This is a genomic window from Catalinimonas alkaloidigena (assembly GCF_900100765.1).
In the GTDB taxonomy this organism is placed as follows: domain Bacteria; phylum Bacteroidota; class Bacteroidia; order Cytophagales; family Flexibacteraceae; genus Mooreia; species Mooreia alkaloidigena.
Window position 1 is genome coordinate 86380 of the sequence record NZ_FNFO01000014.1, and the last position, 18696, is coordinate 105075.

12 protein-coding genes are annotated in these 18696 nt (G+C 55.9%); all 12 read left to right on the forward strand.

Annotation, left to right across the window (positions count from 1 at the left end; all coding sequences use genetic code 11):
- The first annotated feature begins 7 nt into the window (after positions 1–7).
- The 12 genes from BLR44_RS25925 (at position 8) to BLR44_RS25980 (ending at position 18580) form a co-directional block, all read left to right on the forward strand.
- Positions 8–1915, forward strand: coding sequence for a RagB/SusD family nutrient uptake outer membrane protein (locus tag BLR44_RS25925; RefSeq protein ID WP_089687925.1), 1908 nt, complete (start codon positions 8–10; stop codon positions 1913–1915).
- A 32-nt stretch (positions 1916–1947) separates the two neighbouring features.
- The gene (locus tag BLR44_RS25930; RefSeq protein ID WP_218127194.1) at positions 1948–2637 is read left to right on the forward strand and encodes a DUF3823 domain-containing protein; all 690 of its coding nucleotides are present in this window, start codon (positions 1948–1950) and stop codon (positions 2635–2637) included.
- A gap of 79 nt (positions 2638–2716) precedes the next feature.
- Complete coding sequence (locus BLR44_RS25935; protein ID WP_089687928.1) at positions 2717–4042, forward strand: glycoside hydrolase family 99 protein; 1326 nt, start codon at positions 2717–2719, stop codon at positions 4040–4042.
- 152 nt (positions 4043–4194) lie between these two features.
- Positions 4195–6513, forward strand: a complete 2319-nt coding sequence (locus BLR44_RS25940) for a GH92 family glycosyl hydrolase (RefSeq protein WP_089687999.1) — start codon at positions 4195–4197, stop codon at positions 6511–6513.
- Positions 6514–6525: 12 nt separating this feature from the next.
- The gene (locus BLR44_RS25945) at positions 6526–7842 is read left to right on the forward strand and encodes a glycoside hydrolase family 99 protein (protein WP_089687930.1); all 1317 of its coding nucleotides are present in this window, start codon (positions 6526–6528) and stop codon (positions 7840–7842) included.
- A gap of 60 nt (positions 7843–7902) precedes the next feature.
- Positions 7903–9573 (forward strand): family 43 glycosylhydrolase, encoded by a 1671-nt coding sequence (locus BLR44_RS25950; RefSeq protein WP_089687932.1) that lies wholly within the window; start codon positions 7903–7905, stop codon positions 9571–9573.
- A gap of 75 nt (positions 9574–9648) precedes the next feature.
- Positions 9649–11130 carry a T9SS type A sorting domain-containing protein gene (locus tag BLR44_RS25955; protein ID WP_089687935.1) on the forward strand — a complete coding sequence of 494 codons (1482 nt, stop codon included), beginning with the start codon at positions 9649–9651 and terminating at the stop codon, positions 11128–11130.
- Between the two features lie 450 nt (positions 11131–11580).
- Positions 11581–12996, forward strand: a complete 1416-nt coding sequence (locus BLR44_RS25960) for a choice-of-anchor tandem repeat GloVer-containing protein (RefSeq protein WP_089687938.1) — start codon at positions 11581–11583, stop codon at positions 12994–12996.
- Positions 12997–13415: 419 nt separating this feature from the next.
- Positions 13416–14090 (forward strand): GntR family transcriptional regulator, encoded by a 675-nt coding sequence (locus tag BLR44_RS25965; protein ID WP_245706177.1) that lies wholly within the window; start codon positions 13416–13418, stop codon positions 14088–14090.
- 4 nt (positions 14091–14094) lie between these two features.
- Positions 14095–15015, forward strand: a complete 921-nt coding sequence (locus tag BLR44_RS25970; RefSeq protein ID WP_089687943.1) for an ROK family protein — start codon at positions 14095–14097, stop codon at positions 15013–15015.
- Positions 15016–15026: 11 nt separating this feature from the next.
- The gene (locus BLR44_RS25975) at positions 15027–16187 is read left to right on the forward strand and encodes an MFS transporter (protein ID WP_089687946.1); all 1161 of its coding nucleotides are present in this window, start codon (positions 15027–15029) and stop codon (positions 16185–16187) included.
- 8 nt (positions 16188–16195) lie between these two features.
- A complete protein-coding gene (locus BLR44_RS25980) occupies positions 16196–18580 on the forward strand; it encodes a GH92 family glycosyl hydrolase (protein ID WP_089687949.1) in 2385 nt (794 codons plus the stop codon).
- The last annotated feature ends 116 nt before the right edge of the window (positions 18581–18696 follow it).

An 18696-nucleotide genomic window follows, 5' to 3' on the forward strand; every position in this document is an offset into this window, starting at 1 on the left:
AACTGAAATGCAATCACGACGACTCTACCTCCTCCTGATTTTTGCCCTGTTATCGACCCGTTGTGCCGATGTGCTGGACTTGCAGCCCCTGGACCGCATTACGGCCGACGATTTGTTTGGCGATCCGGAAGGAACCAAGCTTTACATGGCCAACCTCTATTACCAGTTGCCGATCGAGGACTTTACCTTCTTTCCTAAAAACGGGTTTAACTACAACGTCGGCGATCCCAACAACGGAGGCTTTGTGTCGGCCATGCTGACCGACGAAGCGGTGCACAGCGAGCGGGCCGACTTTCTGGCCAACGAAGATTTGCGCTGGTGGGACACCCAGGACGGCAAAGACCAGGGCTACCGGGTGATCCGCGACGTCAACCTGCTGTTTGAGGTAATTCCCACCCTCGACATCACGGACGAAGAGCGCGATGCTTACCTGGGCGAAGCCTCCTTTCTGCGGGCGTTTTGCTACTTCGCGCTGGTGAAACGCTACGGCGGCGTTCCCCTCATCACCACACAACAAACCTTCGAGGGCGACGTCGAGGCGCTGAAAGTGCCGCGCAGCACCGAACAGGCGACCTGGGATTTTGTACTGGCCGAGTGTGACGTGGCCATTGCCAAGCTTGGCGAAGACCTCAATCCCCGGCGGGCCACCAAGTGGACGGCCTATGCACTGAAGTCGCGGGTAGCGCTGCATGCGGCTTCTATCGCCAAATTCGGGAGCCGGGCGCCGCTGTCGGGCACGGCCGTTGAACAGGGCCTGATTGGCCTGAACGAAAGCCTGGCGGCGGGTTATTACCAAGCCTCGCTCGACGCATCGCGGGCGCTGATGGAATCCGGCAGGTTTTCGCTCTACGGCGCCACGCCCGCCACCCCCGACGAAGCCGGGGAAAACTACCGGCTGATGTTTGAAGACCCGAACCGCGTCGTTGGAACGGAAGCGATTTTTATCAAGGGACGGACGCTGGTGGGCAACGACTACGGGCATAACTACGACATCTGGTTTCAGCCGGCGCAAGTCGCCAACGGTTGGCCCCACCCGGGTCGGATGAACCCAACACTCGATCTGGTCGATGCGTACGAACGGTACGATACACCCGGCCAGAGTGCCCCCATCGTCACTACCGAAGACGGCAACACGGCCGACTATGGCGGTTTCGATGCGTCCAGAACCTATCTTACGTTCGACGATCCGCAGGCCATTTTCGAAGGCAAAGACGCCCGCCTGAAAGCAACGGTGGTGCTGCCCGGCTCGACGTGGAAAGGGTTGGACATCATCATCCAGGCCGGTTACGTTGCGCCAGACGGAACGGCCCGCCTCCTCTCCCGGGCCAAGACCGACGTCAATGGCGTTACGTACTACACGTACGGCGGCGCCACGCCCAACCTCTACTCGGGCTTCGATCCCTACGGGGGCAACAACACCAAGACGGGGTTCTCCTTCAAAAAATTCATGACCACCAATCCGATTGTGCCGGGGTGGAACCAAAGCACCACCGACTGGCTCGAATTCCGCTATGCCGAAATCCTGCTGAACTATGCCGAAGCCGTGGTAGAAAGTGGGCTGGGCGATGCGGCAATCGCACGCGACGCCCTAAACGCTGTGCGCCGACGGGCCGGTCATACCACCGCCATCGAGCTAACCTCAGCCAACGTGATGCGGGAGCGCACCGTGGAGCTCGCCTTCGAAAACAAGCGTTTGTGGGACTTGATGCGGCGCCGGGAGTACCATCTCGAGTTCAACAACCGCATGAAACACGCCCTGTTGCCCGTGCTGGACCTGCGGACCGAGACGCCCAAATACATGTTTGTCAGAGCTCAGGTCGCCAACTACGTACCGCAGACTTTCCAGAATAAGGATTATTACCGCCCCATCCAGGGCATCGGCGGCAACGGACTGGTCCAAAATCCGCAGTACTAACCTCGACCTGACCACCTATTATCGATACGAACATGAAAATCTTCTCCGTTCTGCTGCTCTTTGCGGGGCTGGCCCTTTTCACTTCCTGCGAACTCAACCAACTGGATAACTACGATCCGCCAACGGCGGGTCTGTACGGTCGGTTTATCGACGAAGCCACGGGCGAACCGGTAGAGCAGGACATCATTCGCGGTACGGTAATCGAACTCATCGAACACGGGTACGATCCGGTAACGCCTCAGTACCTCATCGTGAAAAACGACGGGAGCTACGCCAACACGCGTCTGTTTGCCAATACCTATACCGTACAACCCGTCCGGGGCAACTTCAAGGTGGTAGAGGCCCAGGAGGTCAAGATCGAGGGCCAGACCGAATTAAACTTTTTGGTAACGCCCTACATCCGCGTGAAGGAGGCCACGATTACACGCGAAGGCGACCTGGTCACGGCCACCTTCAAGCTGGAGCAGACGAGCGTAAGCAACGTGCTGAAAGTGGGACTGTACGCCCACCCCGACCCGCACGTGGGCGAGCCCATGCACCTGGAGAAAGAGGAGCAGAATGTCAGCACCGCGGTCGATCCCAATCAGGTGTTTACGCTCGAGATGGACTTGTCGACCACGCCGCTCGAAAGCGGCACCACGTACTTTTTCAGGATCGGTGCGCTGATCGATGTGCCCGAGGCGAAATACAATTACGCTCCGGCCGTCGCGGTCGACTACTAAACCGGCCCCGCGTTCTGATCACATTCCGCAACCGTGCAGCCTCCCGGCAGGAGCCTGTCATTACGAACCTTATGCAAGCATGCGAGACTTCAAACTTTACACAGTATTCTATTTGGTGGTGGCTTTGGCGGGGTGCGGGAACGAGCCCGTACCCGCGCCTACGCCCGACCCATTGCCTGTCGACTCGGTACATACGGACGATACCCTTGCCGACCCGAACGTAAAATACCCTGCGTATACCGGCCTGGTGATGGCGGGCTATCAGGGCTGGTTTGCCGCCCGGGGCGATGCCTCGAACCGCGGGTGGTACCACTATGAAAAAGGGGGCTGCGGATTTCAGCCGGGCTGCTCTACCATCGACATGTGGCCCGACATGAGCGAGTATACTGTAAAGTACGAGACCCCGTTTGCCTACGCAGACGGCTCAAGCGCCTACCTGTACAGCCCCTACGACGAAGCTTCGGTCGACCTGCACTTCAAATGGATGCAGGAGTACGGTCTGGATGGGGTGCACATGCAGCGGTTTGTGGGGGAGATCAAACCCACCAATGCACGCGGCAAGCGCCATTTTAACAAAGTGCTCGACAATGCGCTGAAGGCCGCCCGGACGTATGAACGCGCCATCAGCGTCATGTACGACCTGAGCGGTAGCTCCAGCGCCGACGTCGCCTACCTGGAAGAAGACTGGAACGAGCTGGTCTCTACCTTCAACCTCCTGGATAGCAAGGTGCATCCTACCTACCTGCGGCACAATGGCAAACCGCTGGTGACCATCTGGGGAGTAGGATTTAACGACAACCGGGCTTATAGCATTGCCGACGTCAGCGCCCTGGTCGACAAACTCCTGGCCACCCGGCAGGTCTCCATCATGCTCGGCGTGCCTTACTACTGGCGCACCTTTGGGGCCGATACGGAAAACAACCCGGCGCTACACGACCTGATTCGCAAGGTGGACCTCATCATGCCCTGGGCCGTAGGACGTTACGACAGCCATGGCTACAACCCGAACAACGTGGCAGCAGACCAGAAGTGGTGCGAGCAGCACGGCGTTGACTACGTACCGCTGGTATTTCCGGGTTTTAGCTGGGCCAACATGCACAACGATCCCAGCCTCTACAACGCGATTCCGCGGCTCGAAGGAGATTTCCTGTGGAAGCAGATCGCCGGGGCCAAGACCGAAGGCGCCAAGTCGTTGTACGTAGCGATGTTCGACGAGATTGATGAGGGAACCGCCATTTACAAAGTGAGCAACGAAAGCAACACGCCGCTCAACGGCGACGGGGGGCTGAAATTTGTGGGCGTCGAAGACGGACTGCCCACCGATCATTACCTCTGGTTGGTGGGGCAGGGCGCGCGCTGGTTCCACGGCGAATCCGGCTACGGCATCCGAAGACCCAGCCGGTAATCTTCGAACACGAAAGTCCCGGCACGATCCTTATGATTTGGTTGTGGAAGTCTGCCGTCCGCCGGTGGATGAACGGCCCCCGTTTGGCCTTGGCCCTGGTCAATACCTCTAAAACCGATGTGTACATCACTTGTTTGAACCTGCCCATGTCTATGAATTCGCTGTTACCGCTGCTGCTGGTGCTTCTGTTGCCGGCCTGTACGGGGGTGACACCACGCGTCGCCGAACTGCCCGTCGAGCGCACGGCTCCTACCGCCTACGTCAACCCGTTTATTGGCACCGGCGGGCATGGGCATACCTTTCCGGGCGCAACTCGCCCCTACGGCATGGTGCAACTGAGCCCCGATACCCGGACGTTGGGGTGGGACGCCTGCGGGGGCTATCACCATTCCGACAGCTCGATGCTGGGGTTTAGCCATACCCACCTGAGTGGGACGGGCATCGGCGACTACGGCGATGTGCTCTTCATGCCCTCTACCGGCGCGGTGAAAGTAACACCAGGTACTCCGGAGAATCCCGACGCTGGCTATCGCTCGCGGTTCAGCCATCAGGAGGAAGAGGCCTCGCCCGGCTACTACCGTGTGCGGCTGGCAGACTACGACATCCGGGCCGAACTGACCGCCACGGTGCGCGCTGGGTTTCATCGCTATACGTTTCCTGCGGAGGCGGAGCGTCACCTGATCATCGACCTGGCGCACACGATCCACGGGCATCAGAATCCGGTGAACGAGTTTCGGGTGATCAGCGATCGGGAGATCATCGGCTACAAGCAAACCCAGGGATGGGCGCAAGAACATCATGTATATTTCTACGCCCGGTTCAATACGCCGTTCTCCTATCAGCTCTTTGTGCAAGGAGAAAAAGTAAAAGACTCGGGACATGTGCGCAGCACAAACGCGCAGGCGGTTCTGACCTTTGCGGCGGCAGAGGAGCCCTTGCTGGTGCAGGTCGGGCTTTCGGCGGTCGATTCCGCGGGCGCGCGTCGAAACCTGGAATCTGAGCTTACCGACTGGGATTTTGAGGCTACCCGCGCGGCGGCGGCTACGGCCTGGGAAACGCAGTTGAGCAAGGTGGACGTGGAAGGCGGCTCTGCGGACCAGCGCACCATCTTCTACACCGCGCTGTACCACACCGCCATCAGTCCCAACGTATTTTCCGATGTGGATGGGCGGTACCGTGGCATGGACCAGCAGATTCACCAGACGGACGGCAAGCCGATGTACACCGTCTTTTCCCTGTGGGACACGTTCCGCGCGTTTCATCCGCTGCAAACCATCCTGTCACCGGCTCAGGACGAACTTTTCATCAACTCGCTGTTGGCGAAATACGAGGAGGGTGGAGTGCTGCCCAAGTGGGAGCTGGCCGCCAACTACACCGGCACCATGACAGGCGACCACGCCATTCCGGTAATATACGATGCGTACCAGAAAGGAATCCGGGGATTCGATGTGGAAACCGCCTACCGGGCGATGGTGCAGGCGGCCCTCTACGATACGTCCGGCATCCGCTTCCCCTCCGAAGCGGTGAAGGAGAAGATCAAGCCGCGGGCCAAGCATTACAACGAAATCTGGGGGTACATTCCGGCCGATCGGGAGAACGAATCGATCTCGAAAGCTTTGGAGTTTGCCTACAACGACTGGTGCATCGCTCAGATGGCCAAGGCGTTGGGGAAAACGGACGACTACGCCCGGTTCGCGGAGCGGTCCACGCGCTACCAGCGTTATTTTGACCGGGAGACCGGTTTTATGCGGGGCAAAAATGCCGACGGCCGCTGGCGTACGCCGTTCAGCCCGCGCTTTTCCAGGCACCGCCGCGACGACTACACCGAAGGCAACGCTTGGCAGTGGACCTGGTTTGTGCCGCACGACGTGCCGGGACTCATCACGTTGATGGGCGGGGCTTCGGCGTTCCAGACCAAGCTCGATTCTCTTTTTACCATCAGCTCCGAAATTGAAGGAGAAGAAAGCTCCGCCGATATCTCGGGCCTGATCGGGCAGTATGCACACGGCAACGAGCCCAGCCACCACATTGCTCACCTCTACAACTTTGTCGGGGCCTCTTGGAAAACCCAGCAGCTGACCGACAGCATCCTGACCTCGCTCTACTTCAACGATCCCAACGGGCTGTCGGGCAACGAGGACTGTGGGCAGATGTCGGCCTGGTACCTGCTCAACGCCATGGGGTTCTACTCATTTTGTCCGGGAACGGGCCAGTATTCCATTGGGCGCCCGCTGTTCGACGAAGTGCGGCTGCACCTGGAAAACGGGAAGACCTTTACCATCACCACGCAGGGCAATCGCCCCGCCCATAAATTCATCCAATCGGCGACGCTGAACGGACAACCTCTGCCGACGCCTTTCTTCACCCACGACGCCCTTCGGAACGGCGGAACGCTTGAGTTGACCATGGGGGCTACTCCGGCGCAACGGTGGAATGAGGCGGAGTTGTCACCGGTCCCCACTGCAGATTGAAAACATAACGCCATGCGAATCACATTTCTTATCGTCACCCTTTGCGGGCTTCTGCCGGCGGTCTGCCCCGCCCAGACCCGACACGGAAAAGCAGGAACGTACGCCAGCTACCAGGGGCGGGTCATGGCCGGTTACCAGGGCTGGTTTCGGGCGCCCGGAGATGGCTCCGGAAACCAGTGGGGGCATTACGGACGCGACGGAAAGTTCGATCCTGAACACAACACCATCGATTTCTGGCCCGACGTGTCGGAGTACACCACGACCTACGCAACCGACTTCAAGGAGGCCGACGGCACACCTGCCCGGGTGTTCAGTTCGCTCGACGAAAGCACGACCGATCTGCATTTCAAATGGATGGCGGACTACGGCATTGACGGCGTCTTTATGCAGCGCTTTTTTGGCGTGACGCGCCAGCACGCGCAACCCGATAAGCCCGAAGATATCATTCTGCAGCATGCCCTGGAAGCGGCCGGGAAACACGACCGTGCGCTGGCCGTGATGTACGACCTGTCAGGGCTCCGGCAGCGTGGAGAAGACTGCTCGTCCGTGATGGAAGACTGGAAAATGCTGGTAGACCGCCTGCATGTGACCCGGTACGGCAAGCGTCAGCAGTACCTGTTTCACCGCGGCAAACCCCTGGTGGTGATTTGGGGCGTCGGGTTTCCGGACCGCCCCTACAACCTGCGCGACATAGGCGTGAATCGCCTCATCGATTTCCTGAAAAACGATCCGGTCTATGGCGGCTGTTCGGTCATGCTGGGCGTGCCTACCTATTTCCGAACCCTGAACAAAGACTGTGTGCCCGATCCTTACTTGCACGAACTGATTGCCTCGGTCGACATCGTGATGCCGTGGATGGTCCAGCGTTTTACGCCCCTGTTGCACAACGACAAAGGACGCTATGCCGATCAGGTGCGCGAGGACATCGCCTGGTGCAAAGCACGGGGTGTAGACTACGTACCCGTGGTATATCCGGGCTTTAGCTGGCAGAACCTGGCGCTCTCCAGTCCCGGCCTGGCCGCCCATACGGCCTACGGCGCAATTCCCCGGCTGCGGGGCTCTTTCTTCTGGGACCAGATCCACGCCGCCCTCACGGCCGGTGCGCCGATGCTCTACGTCGCCATGTTCGACGAAGTAGACGAGGGAACGGCCATCTTCAAAGTGTCGGATCGCCCACCGAATTCGGAGAAGGCGCACTTCATGGGTAACGACGGCATGCCCAGCGACCACTACCTCTACCTGACGGGACAAGCCGCCCGAATGCTGCGCCGGGAAGTTCCCCTGACGGAGGCCATGCCCGAGCGGAGCCCACCGCGTCAGGCGCCCTGAAGCGGCCTTTGGGCGGCCCTCTGATTTGATTCCATTTACCATTCCTCAGCTCCTGAACGCATGAAAATCACCGTTAGTACACTCGGCGTGTTGCTGCTTCTCTCCGCCAGCCTGGTTGCACAAGACAGTGTCGCTACGCGGCCGGCCAACCCGTTTATCCGGCATCTGTTTACCGCCGATCCTTCGGCGCACGTTTGGGAAGACGGCCGCCTGTACGTGTACTCCTCCCACGACCTGGCGCCCCCCCGGGGAGCAGACAAAATGGATCAGTACCACGTGTTTTCTACCGACAACATGGTGGACTGGGTGGACCACGGAGAAATCCTTCGCTCGGCCGACGTGCCGTGGGGCCGGGCAGAAGGGGGCTTTATGTGGGCGCCCGATTGTGCCTATAAAAACGGCCTCTACTACTTCTACTTTCCGCATCCGAGTGGAACCGCTTGGAATTCTACCTGGAAAATCGGGGTGGCTACCAGCAGTCAGCCCGCCAGCGGTTTTACCGTACAGGGCTACCTCCCCGGTCTGGAATCGCACATTGATCCGTGTGTATTCACCGACGACGACGGGCAAGCGTACTTTTATTACGGAGGGGGTGGCGTCTGCCAGGGCGGGAAACTCCGCGACAACATGATGGAAATCGACGGGGCCATGCAACCGATGGAGGGGCTGGTCGATTTCCACGAAGCGACCTGGGTACACAAGCGAAACGGCCTCTATTACCTTTCTTATGCTGACAACCACGATACCGGGACGGAACACAACCGCCTGCGCTATGCCACGAGCAGCCGCCCCCTGGGTCCCTGGACCTACCAGGGCATTTACATGGACCCGACCGACAGCTACACCAACCACGGGTCCATTGTGGAATACAAAGGCCAGTGGTATGCGTTTTACCACACCAGTGCCCTGTCGGGCAACGATTGGCTGCGCTCGATCTGTGTAGATACGCTGGCGTACCACCCGGACGGCACCTTACAGAAAGTCATCCCGACAAAAGGGCACGGCACGCCTTACGGCGGTGTGCCCTGGCCGATACCGGGCCGGATAGAGTCCGAAGATTACGACGAAGGAGGGCAGGCCATTGCGTACAGCGACAGCGACTCGACCAACCACGGCGGGCAGTACCGACCTGACGAGTTTGTGGATGTGGAAACCTGCGGGGAGGGAGGCTACAATGTGGGCTGGCTAAGTGGCGGCGAGTGGCTCGAGTATACAGTCGACGTGGCCGCTACGGCTACTTACAGGCTGGAACTGCGGGTGGCTTCAGAAGAGGGAAGCTCGCTGCAAGTGGCCTTCAACGGGGAGAATGCCTCCGGCAAAATAGAGATTCCCATTACGGGCGGCTGGCAAACGTATACCACGCTGCAGCAGGAAGTGACCTTGCAAAAAGGCAGGCAGTACATGCTGCTGAAGATGGGCGAGGGCGCTTTCAACCTCAATTACCTTCACCTGGAAGAAGCGACGGTCACCTCGGCTCCGGCCCTTCTTCCCGATACATTGCTCCTCTACCCGAATCCTGCGGTGGGTGGGTCCGTCACCTTACACACGGAAGGGCTGGGCCGAGGCTGCCGACTACGCCTCTACGACGCATCCCATCGGTTGATTTTGGCAGACGAGGTGGTGGTTCCACGCATGGAGCTTCCGCTGCACGCCCTGTCTGCCGGCGTATACCAGGTGCACATCAGCCTTCCGGGCGGGAAAACGATCTACAAAAAGCTGATAGTACCCTAGCCGCTTTAGGTCCTTGGGCCGCTACAGGCGCATTCCACCAAGTAAACTACCACAACTTCATAACGCGATAAAACCATGAAAAAACAATTCCTTTTTTGCCTTCTGCTGCTTTTCCCGGCCAGTCTGTACGCCCAGATCACGATCAACGGGACCAGCTATGCCACCCTCTCCGAAGCCATTGGTGCATCGGTCAGCGGCGACGTCATCGAAATTGCCGGCACCGTCTCGTTAGAGGAGCAGGTGGGACTGGCCCATGCCAGCGGCATCCGCACGTTCCGGGGTACGACACCCGGCGCCCGCATTACCCTGGCCGATGGGGCGCGCTTTGTACTGGAAGCCGCCGGCGAAACCGTATTCGAAAATCTGACGCTGGTCGGGGCCGAGCTGGAGAACGAAGACTGGGGCGCTATGTTTACCCTTTTCAACGGACCGACCCTGATCCTGCGCAGCGATACGCTGCGAGGTGCTAAATCCCTGGCACACGCCGGCGCCATCCGTGTTACCAGCGGTGCAACGTTAGAAGCCTACAACACGGTGTTTATGGAGAACGAATCCAGCCAGAACGGCGGTGTGGCCTTCATCGAAACCAACAACACGACCACCATCTTTGAAGGATGCGTGTTTATGAATAATAAATGCGGCGTTTTCAATCCGGATGCGAAGGGGGGCGCGCTGTTCTACGCGCAGGGCGCAAACGAAGGCGAGCAGATCCTTGAGAACTGCGCCTTCATTCAGAACGAAAGCGAAAACCACGGTGGGGCGATTGGACTGGAGACGGTCTCGCCGCAAGTGATCAACTGTACCTTTTCAGAAAACTCGGCGTTCGACAACGGAGGCGCCATCTGGATGTGGAACGGGGCAGGAGAGTCGACCACCACGCTGGTCAACTGCACATTTGTGGGCAACACTGCCGCCAACGGGGGGGCGCTTTTCCTGAATCAGGCCGAATCACAGTACAACGTGATGAATTCCGTCTTCGTAGACAACGGCGACGCTCCTATTGCGACCGGCACTGCCCCCGCTACCATCTCAGTGCGCAACTCCTACTATGCCCCCCTGATGGAAGGGTTGACGGAGGCCACCGGCGCCACCACCAACCTGCACACCGGGGACGTACACCTGGCCGACATCGATCCGGCAGCGGGGGTGGTCTGGTACGACATTACGTCGGAGCAAAGCGTGCTGGTGGGGCTTGGAAGTGCTGCCTTGCTGAAGCCGTACAGCAAGAAAGACCAGATTGGGCGCGACAGGGACCTGAACGCCCCTTCGATTACGGCGGGTGCCATTGAGTATACCGATACACCTACGGCCCTTTCGGATCGCTACCAGTCGATCCAACACAGAATTTATCCGAATCCGACGACCGATTGCCTTGTTCTGAACGCCACGGAGCCGGGGGAGGTTGCGATCTACAGCCTAACGGGAAGGCTGATGGCCCGACAAGAGATGGTAAGGGGAGAAAATAGAATCGCGACATCTCACCTGACTCAAAGCGTCTATATCATCAAAAGTACCAGCCGTGAAGGCATTGGCTATGCGCGCTTTGTGAAGCAGTAGCGCTGCCTAAACAAGTTCTTCAGACAAACGCAGCGTGGATTGTTGAGTGACCAAAGGCCTGCCCCAACTTAATGGGAGCAGGCCTTTGGCGTATAAGCGGCTGCACGTACACGGCTGCAGCCAAGTACTACCGCTTGCTCTAGCAATTGGCATATGCATGACAGCAAAAGCATGGGTTGAACCAAAGAGTTAGGTAGCATGTGATCTTCGTTCGCGCTACAGGAGGGGATATGGGCGGTAACCAGTGATTGGTACCGAGCCTGGCAAAATCCGAGAAAAGAGTGGGAAATAGCTTACTCTTGTTCGCGTAATTCCGGCAAGCCTTAAGTAAGGTTTATGAAGAATAGCTCGATTCTACTTCTAATTTCTACCCTATCTTCACGATTGCAAACGTCGGTCATCTCTATAGTATACCGCGTATACCCTTCCTGTAACCCTATCCTAGATCTAATGGCCTACCGTTACTTCATTTGTTTTTGGGTTCTGTTTCTTATTAGTCTTTCGCTTTCAGCACAACCTGTCATTTGGGGTACCACAACTAGTGAAGCACTGGATAGGAGTAATGCGGATGGTATTCTTTTCAGGATTGATCCGCAAGGCGCTCCTCAAACCCTGTATAGTTTTCGTGGGGTCTCTGATGGAAAGACGCCGAGGCAGCTTATCAAAGGCAGCGATGGCCTCCTGTACGGCACATGTTCCGCAGGGGGGAATAACTTTGGCGGAACGTTGTTCAGCATAAGTCCGGATGGCACAGCATTCCAGGTGCTGCGTCACCTGAATTTTTCAACCGACGGCGTTTACCCCCAAGCGGGGCTCACCGAAGACAGCCATGGCTTTTTTTATGGCACCTGCTATGGAGGAGGCAGCCAACAGGCAGGAACGGTGTTTACCCTGAATGCGGACGGGAGCCAGTTCCGAGTGCTTCGGCATCTGGACGAAAATCTCGACGGCGCCCGCCCCTTTGCCGGATTACTAAAGGGTAGCAATGGGTTCTTCTACGGAACATGTTCCGGTGGCGGTAGTAAACTTGGTGGTACACTATTTAAGATAAATGAGGATGGGCAAGGATTTCAAGTAATACATCATTTGCAGTCGTCTACGGACGGAAGTGGTCCGCAAGCGGGTCTGATCGAAGGCAGGGACGGTTATCTTTACGGTACCTGTTCGAAGGGAGGGAAACACAACGGGGGGACTATTTTTAAACTCCGTACCGATGGGCAAGAATTTCAAGTGTTGCGTCACTTACAAGCCACACTGGATGGAATTCAACCTGAAGCCGAACTCATCGAGGGCCAAAATGGCTTGCTCTACGGTACCTGTTCCAAGGGGGGCAACCATGGCAATGGAACCGTATTCAGCATAAGTTCCAATGGTGATAGCTTTCAAGTATTGCACCATTTAAATCTTGTCACCGATGGTGGTTTTCCAGAAACAGCATTACAAGAAGGTAGCGATGGGTTTCTCTATGGCACCTGCTCTATAGGAGGGGATCAAGATAGAGGTACGTTGTTCAGCCTAAGTACCGAGGGCGATTTTACCAAGTTCTTAGACTTTGGAGAAGCGGGAAGTCACCCTGGCCCAATTTTGATCGGTGACCTACCAACCCCCATCGCCAAGCAGGTAATACCTCCGGTATTTTTGAAAGTTCACCCCAATCCCACCAGAGGAGGGCTAACGATAGAAGCCAAGACGAACATTCAGCAAATTCGTCTGCGCAATCCGCTGGGGCAAGTGCTGAGAGAATGGCATTATAACGATCCAAGTTATATACGAACGGTAGACCTCACCTCACAGTCTTCTGGACTGTATTTCCTGGAAGTGGATGTAGGCGGGCAGCATTGTGCTCTTCGTGTGGGTAAGCCTTAACACTATTTATTATTGAAGTCTATACATGTATAGCTGAAGTGCTTAATACTTCTTCCGCAATTGCGCTTCGATTCTTTTCTTAACGTGTATTCCGTCTGTATAATTCGGTCTGCCGATACTACCGCACAAAAGAGAAAGATTACGTTCCCTAACGGCTGTCGACTTATATATTCCATCAGCATGCGGCCGGTTAGTTAGAGGTCCTGTTGCCCTCTAGGATGTTCATTGTGCAATTTTTGTACTAGCGGCAACACCCTTTATTTTGTTCGCTTCAAGTATTGTTGGCTAACTAGTTGTGAAAGCCAATTAGACTTTATACATTACGCTATGTTTGAACATAGGTACAAGGTTCTGGATTAGCGTTAATCACATTGGAGTACAAGATAGATCATCAGAGTCCGGTTCCACTGCATTTACAAGTGGAAGAATTGTTGCGGAAGCTCATAGAGCAGCCAGAGTATAAAAATGGCGCATTTTTGCCCAAAGAGATTGAGCTCTCCAAGCTATTGGGGATCTCTCGCAACACGATCAGACAAGCGGCTAACAAGCTGGAATATGAGGGATTGATCCACCGGAAAAAGGGAGTGGGTACCAAAGTCGCCTCTAAAGAGATCAGCACCAGCCTGAGCGAATGGCACAGTTTTACACAGGAAATGAATTCGAAAGGCATTCCCTTCAAGAATCTGGAGATTGCCGTAAGTTGGGTGAAGGTCGAGAAAAAGATTGCCAATTTTTTAAACATTGATCCCGATACCAAGGTCTTAAAGCTATCCCGACTGAAAGGGACGGAAGAGCCGATGGTCTATTTCGAAAGCTTCTTTCAACCACGCATCGGCCTGACGGGAGAAGAAGACTTTAGCAGACCTTTGTACGAGATTCTAGAGTTGGATTACCATTCCGTTCCGGCGATCTCCCGAGAAGAGATTCGGGCCGGACTAGCGGGGCCTTTTGCCAACCTACTTACGATTAAGAAAGAAGACCCCATTCTGATTCGGGAGCGATTTGTGTCAGATCCGGGTCGTCGCCCTTTGGAGTACAATGTAGGGTACTACCGAAACGATATGTTTGCTTACACCATCGAAATCACCCGTTAGTATCATGAGAAGTATCGGTGTGGACATAGGAGGAAGTCATGTCTCCTCATGTATGTATGAACATTTGGACAAAACACTCTTGCCGGAAACGCATGTGACGCTCCCGGTTCATCCTCAGGCTTCCCGAGAAACGATTCTGGCTACCTGGGCCGCCGCCATCCGTCAAACGAGCGCGTCTTTGCACCTTCCTTTTCAAGGCGTAGGCATCGCCATGCCCGGCCCCTTTGATTATTACCACGGCATCGGACTGTTTCAGGGGGTTTGCAAGTACGAATCCCTCTACCAGGCGAACATCCGGGAAGAGCTGTCCGGAAGGCTCAACCTGCCTGGGCAGCGCGTTCGCTTTATCAATGATGCTACTGCATTTTCAATCGCCGAGGCCCGGGTCGGAAAGACCCGTCATTACGCACGTCACGTGGCGCTCACCTTGGGTACCGGCCTGGGAGCTTCCTTTCTGATCGATGGCACCCCCATTATTCAGGGCGAGCAAGTCCCACCAGGAGGGTACCTATACGACAAGAGGCACGGCGACGCGCTGGCCGATGATGTCTTTTCTTCCAGAGGACTGGTACAAAAATACTTCGAGCTTTCGGGCCACCGCGTAGAGGGGGTGTTGGCCATTTGCCAGCGTATCCCTACCGATCAGCCGGCGATACAGACATTTGAGTGGTTCGGTCGCGAATTAGGCCGGTTTTTAACCCCTTTTCTCACCAGATTCAGGGCTGATGTGTTGATTATTGGCGGCAACATCGCGAAAGCCCATCCCTATTTTTTAGCTACGCTGACCGCTCACTTGCCGGAGGTAGCGATTCATATTTCGACGTTCGGAGAAGACTCCGCCATGCTGGGCGCTGCGCTGCTGTTGGACGATACCTATTATGAAGCCTTAGCAACACCGTATTACGCCGCGTTGAAAACGATATAACACCTCAGGGAATGCTGACCATCGAACCCACCTCTCATCCGATACGCAAAACCTTGCCTGTGTTGATGTGCTACATCGCCATGGGTTTTGTCGACATCGTCGGCGTCTCCACGGGGTATGCCCAACGTGATTTCAACCTCTCGCCCGAACTGGCGCAACTGATCCCTTCCATGGTGTTTGTGTGGTTTTTTGTGTTGTCGGTTCCGGTCGCGGTTTTTCAGCATCACCTGGGCAAACGAAAGGCTCTAATCCTGGGGGTGATGGCCACGGCCGTGGGGATGTTTCTGCCGTTTCTGCACTACTCGTATACCACGCTACTCTTTTCGTTTCTGCTGCTGGGCGTCGGCAATACAATCATCCAGGTCGCTTCGAATCCGCTTTTGAAAGAGGTGGTTGCCACGCACAGGTTTTCCAGTTACATGAGTTTATCGCAGTTTGTCAAAGCGATCAGTTCGTTGCTGGGTCCAGTGATTGTCACCCTGATGGTGGCGCAATTTGGAAACTGGAAACTGGTGTTTTTCGTCTACGGCGTGGTATCGGTGGCGTTGGGCATGTGGCTGCTCCTTACCCCCATACCAGAGACGCAAACTGAGGTAAGCGCTTCGTTCAGATCCAGTCTCCTCCTGCTGAAAAACCCGTTGGTGCTTTTCATGACCCTTTCCATCTTTCTGATCGTGGGGCTGGATGTGGGCATGAACACGAATATCCAAAACTTACTGGTCGAGAAGTTTGGCCTCTCGCTGGAGAAAGCCTCTTTAGGAATCAGCGTGTATTTCTTTGCGTTGATGATCAGCCGCTTCGCAGGGGCGATGCTGCTCGTCAAGCTAGACAATGCAAGGTTTCTGAACTGGTCTGCGGTGCTGACTGCCCTGAGTGTCCTCTTCTTGATGTGTGCCCCCACCTCCGGCTTGGCCATGGCCAGCATCGTACTGATGGGCATTTTTTCGGGAAACCTGTTTCCGCTGGTGTTCTCGCTCACGCTCAACCGAATGCCTGCCCGAGCCAATGAAATTTCCGGCTTAATGACCATGGCGGTGGTCGGAGGCGCGGTCATCCCACCGGTGATGGGCCTTATCAACCAAGCGTTTGGCGTTTCAGCAAGCTTTGTCGTGCTGCTGATCTGTGCGCTCTATGTTTTCAGTACCACGTATTTGTTTAAAAAAACAACCTAAAGAACCCCATGCAACGCATCACAATCCTTTTGGTGGCGCTACTCGGTTTGTCAGCCTGGAAAGGCCCAGCCTGGAAAGGCCCAGCCTGGAAAGGCCCAGCCTGGAACGGCCCGCAGCAGGAAGCAACCGAAGAACCCCATTCCGTACTCGATTATGTAGACCCCAACATCGGTACAGCGCACAGCCGCTGGTTTTTCTACACCCCGGCAGCGGTACCCTTCGGCATGGCCAAATTAGGACCTTCGACCAATGGGAGTGAGGGCAACGAGCAGGGATGGGAGGCCGTAGGCTACGATGCCCGCCATACAAGTATCGAAGGGTTTGCCAATCTGCATGAGTTTCAGGTAGGAGGCTTTCTGTTCATGGCTACGACCGGCAAGCTGCAAACGGTGCCCGGGCCGCGAGCGCATCCGGAAGAAGGCTACCGCTCCAGGTTCAACAAAGAAGACGTGCAGGCCGCTCCGGGATTTTATCAGGTAGTCCTCAAGGATTACGGCATCACCGCTGCGCTGACGGCCACCAAAAGGGTCGGCTTTCAGCAGTACACGTTTCCCGCGACGGATAGTGCCTACATCCTCCTGGATGTGGGCAACCAGTTGGGGGAGAGCGGAAAAGTCAAAGATGCCTACGTGTCGTACCGGGAGGACAATACGATTGAAGGCTGGGTGATCACCTATCCCGAATACGTGAAGAAATACCAACCCGGCGGGGAGGTACGCATGTATTTCTCCGGCCTTGTGGACAAGAAACCCACGGCAGTAGGCACGTTTTCGGGTGCCACTCAGTACGAAGGCCAGACCCGTAGAACCGGACCAGGGGCCGGTCTGTACCTGAGGTTTGAGACCCAGCCGGAGGAAGCCGTTCTCCTGAAAGTAGGCTTCTCGTACACGTCGGTAGAAAATGCCCGAAAGAACCTGGAAGCCGAAGCCCAGGACCTGAGTTTCCAGCAGGCCAAACAGCGGGCGCAACAAACCTGGACGAACGAACTCTCGAAGATCCGCGTCAGCGGCTCCACCCCCGAGAACAAGACTAAATTCTATACGGGCCTTTTCCATGCTTTGCTGGGCAGAGGGCTGGCCAGTGATGTGAACGGTCAGTTTCCCCAAAACGATGGCACCATCGGCCACATCCCTTTGGACGAGACGGGCACGCCTACGTATAATTTTTACAACACGGACTCGGTCTGGGGCGCTTTCTGGAACCTGACCCAACTCTGGGCGTTGGTCTGGCCCGACTACTACAACGACTTTGTGCAAACCCAACTGGCCGTTTACAAGAATGCCGGCTGGCTGGGCGATGGCATTGCCAATTCTAAATTTGTATCCGGGGTGGGGACCAATTTTGTAGGACTCATCATGGCTTCGGCTTACCAATGCGGAATCAGAGATTACGACGTGGAGCTGGCGTTTGAGGCGGCCTATAAGAACGAAGTCACTTTTGCCCACCGCATCGAAGGCGCGGGCAAAACCGACCTGAAGGGGTTTGTGGAAAACGGGTACGTGGCCTACCTCCCGGGATGGAATACCAGCACGTCGGGTTCGGGATTCTCCGTGTCGCACACCCTGGAATACTGTTACAGCAGTTATGCGGTCGCACAGTTTGCCAAAGCCCTGGGAAAGAAAAAGGAGTACCAGACGCTGATGCAGTTATCCGAAAACTGGAAAAATCTCTATGACAAAACTGCCGACTTTGTAAAACCCAAACTGCCTTCCGGCCAGTTTATCGAAGAATTCGATCCGTACGCACCCTGGATCGGCTTTCAGGAGGGCAATGCCTGGCAATACACCTTTTATGTGCCTCACGATCCGAAAGGACTCATTGCTCACATGGGAGAAGAGAAATTTGTGCATCGGCTGGACTCCGTTTTTACCGTGTCCGAAAAAACGGAGTTCGGGGGCAAAGACATCGATGCCTTTGCGGGATTAACGTACCTCTACAACCAGGGGAACCAGCCTAACTTGCACATTCCCTGGTTGTTTAACTTCACCGATCATCCCTGGCTCACGCAGAAATGGGTGCGAGAAATTTGCAACCAATTTTATGGCACAGAAGAGATCCATGGGTACGGCTACGGTCAGGACGAAGACCAAGGGCAGCTGGGGGCATGGTACGTGATGGCCGCGATCGGCCTGTTTGATGTCAAAGGGCTGGTCGAAACAGCGCCTTCTTTTCAGTTCTCAAGTCCTCTGTTTGACCGCATTGAGATTGCGACGGGCGGCAGAGAGCCGTTGGTCATCGAGACCAGCGGTAACGCACCGGACCACCCGTATATCCAGGCGATCCAGCTCAACGGTGCCTCGTACACCGATCGGCAAATTCCCTTAAAGACTCTGAAAAAAGGCGCTCATCTAAAATTTCACCTGGGCGCTCAGCCTAATCGTGCTCTTTACTAATGCGAGGGGCAGCACCCCTCACCACCACCCCTTTGTTTCAAACCACAAACTACCATGGGAAAATAATTTTTAGTGTCTTTTAATATGTTCAAACATTTGAACTTAATTTAAATCAA

Bases quoted from the DNA above. Each gene is read 5' to 3' on its own strand.
- BLR44_RS25925 (WP_089687925.1), top strand. From the start codon at position 8: ATGCAATCACGACGACTCTACCTCCTCCTGATTTTTGCCCTGTTATCG.
- BLR44_RS25930 (WP_218127194.1), top strand. From the start codon at position 1,948: ATGAAAATCTTCTCCGTTCTGCTGCTCTTTGCGGGGCTGGCCCTTTTC.
- BLR44_RS25935 (WP_089687928.1), top strand. From the start codon at position 2,717: ATGCGAGACTTCAAACTTTACACAGTATTCTATTTGGTGGTGGCTTTG.
- BLR44_RS25940 (WP_089687999.1), top strand. From the start codon at position 4,195: ATGAATTCGCTGTTACCGCTGCTGCTGGTGCTTCTGTTGCCGGCCTGT.
- BLR44_RS25945 (WP_089687930.1), top strand. From the start codon at position 6,526: ATGCGAATCACATTTCTTATCGTCACCCTTTGCGGGCTTCTGCCGGCG.
- BLR44_RS25950 (WP_089687932.1), top strand. From the start codon at position 7,903: ATGAAAATCACCGTTAGTACACTCGGCGTGTTGCTGCTTCTCTCCGCC.
- BLR44_RS25955 (WP_089687935.1), top strand. From the start codon at position 9,649: ATGAAAAAACAATTCCTTTTTTGCCTTCTGCTGCTTTTCCCGGCCAGT.
- BLR44_RS25960 (WP_089687938.1), top strand. From the start codon at position 11,581: ATGGCCTACCGTTACTTCATTTGTTTTTGGGTTCTGTTTCTTATTAGT.
- BLR44_RS25970 (WP_089687943.1), top strand. From the start codon at position 14,095: ATGAGAAGTATCGGTGTGGACATAGGAGGAAGTCATGTCTCCTCATGT.
- BLR44_RS25975 (WP_089687946.1), top strand. From the start codon at position 15,027: ATGCTGACCATCGAACCCACCTCTCATCCGATACGCAAAACCTTGCCT.
- BLR44_RS25980 (WP_089687949.1), top strand. From the start codon at position 16,196: ATGCAACGCATCACAATCCTTTTGGTGGCGCTACTCGGTTTGTCAGCC.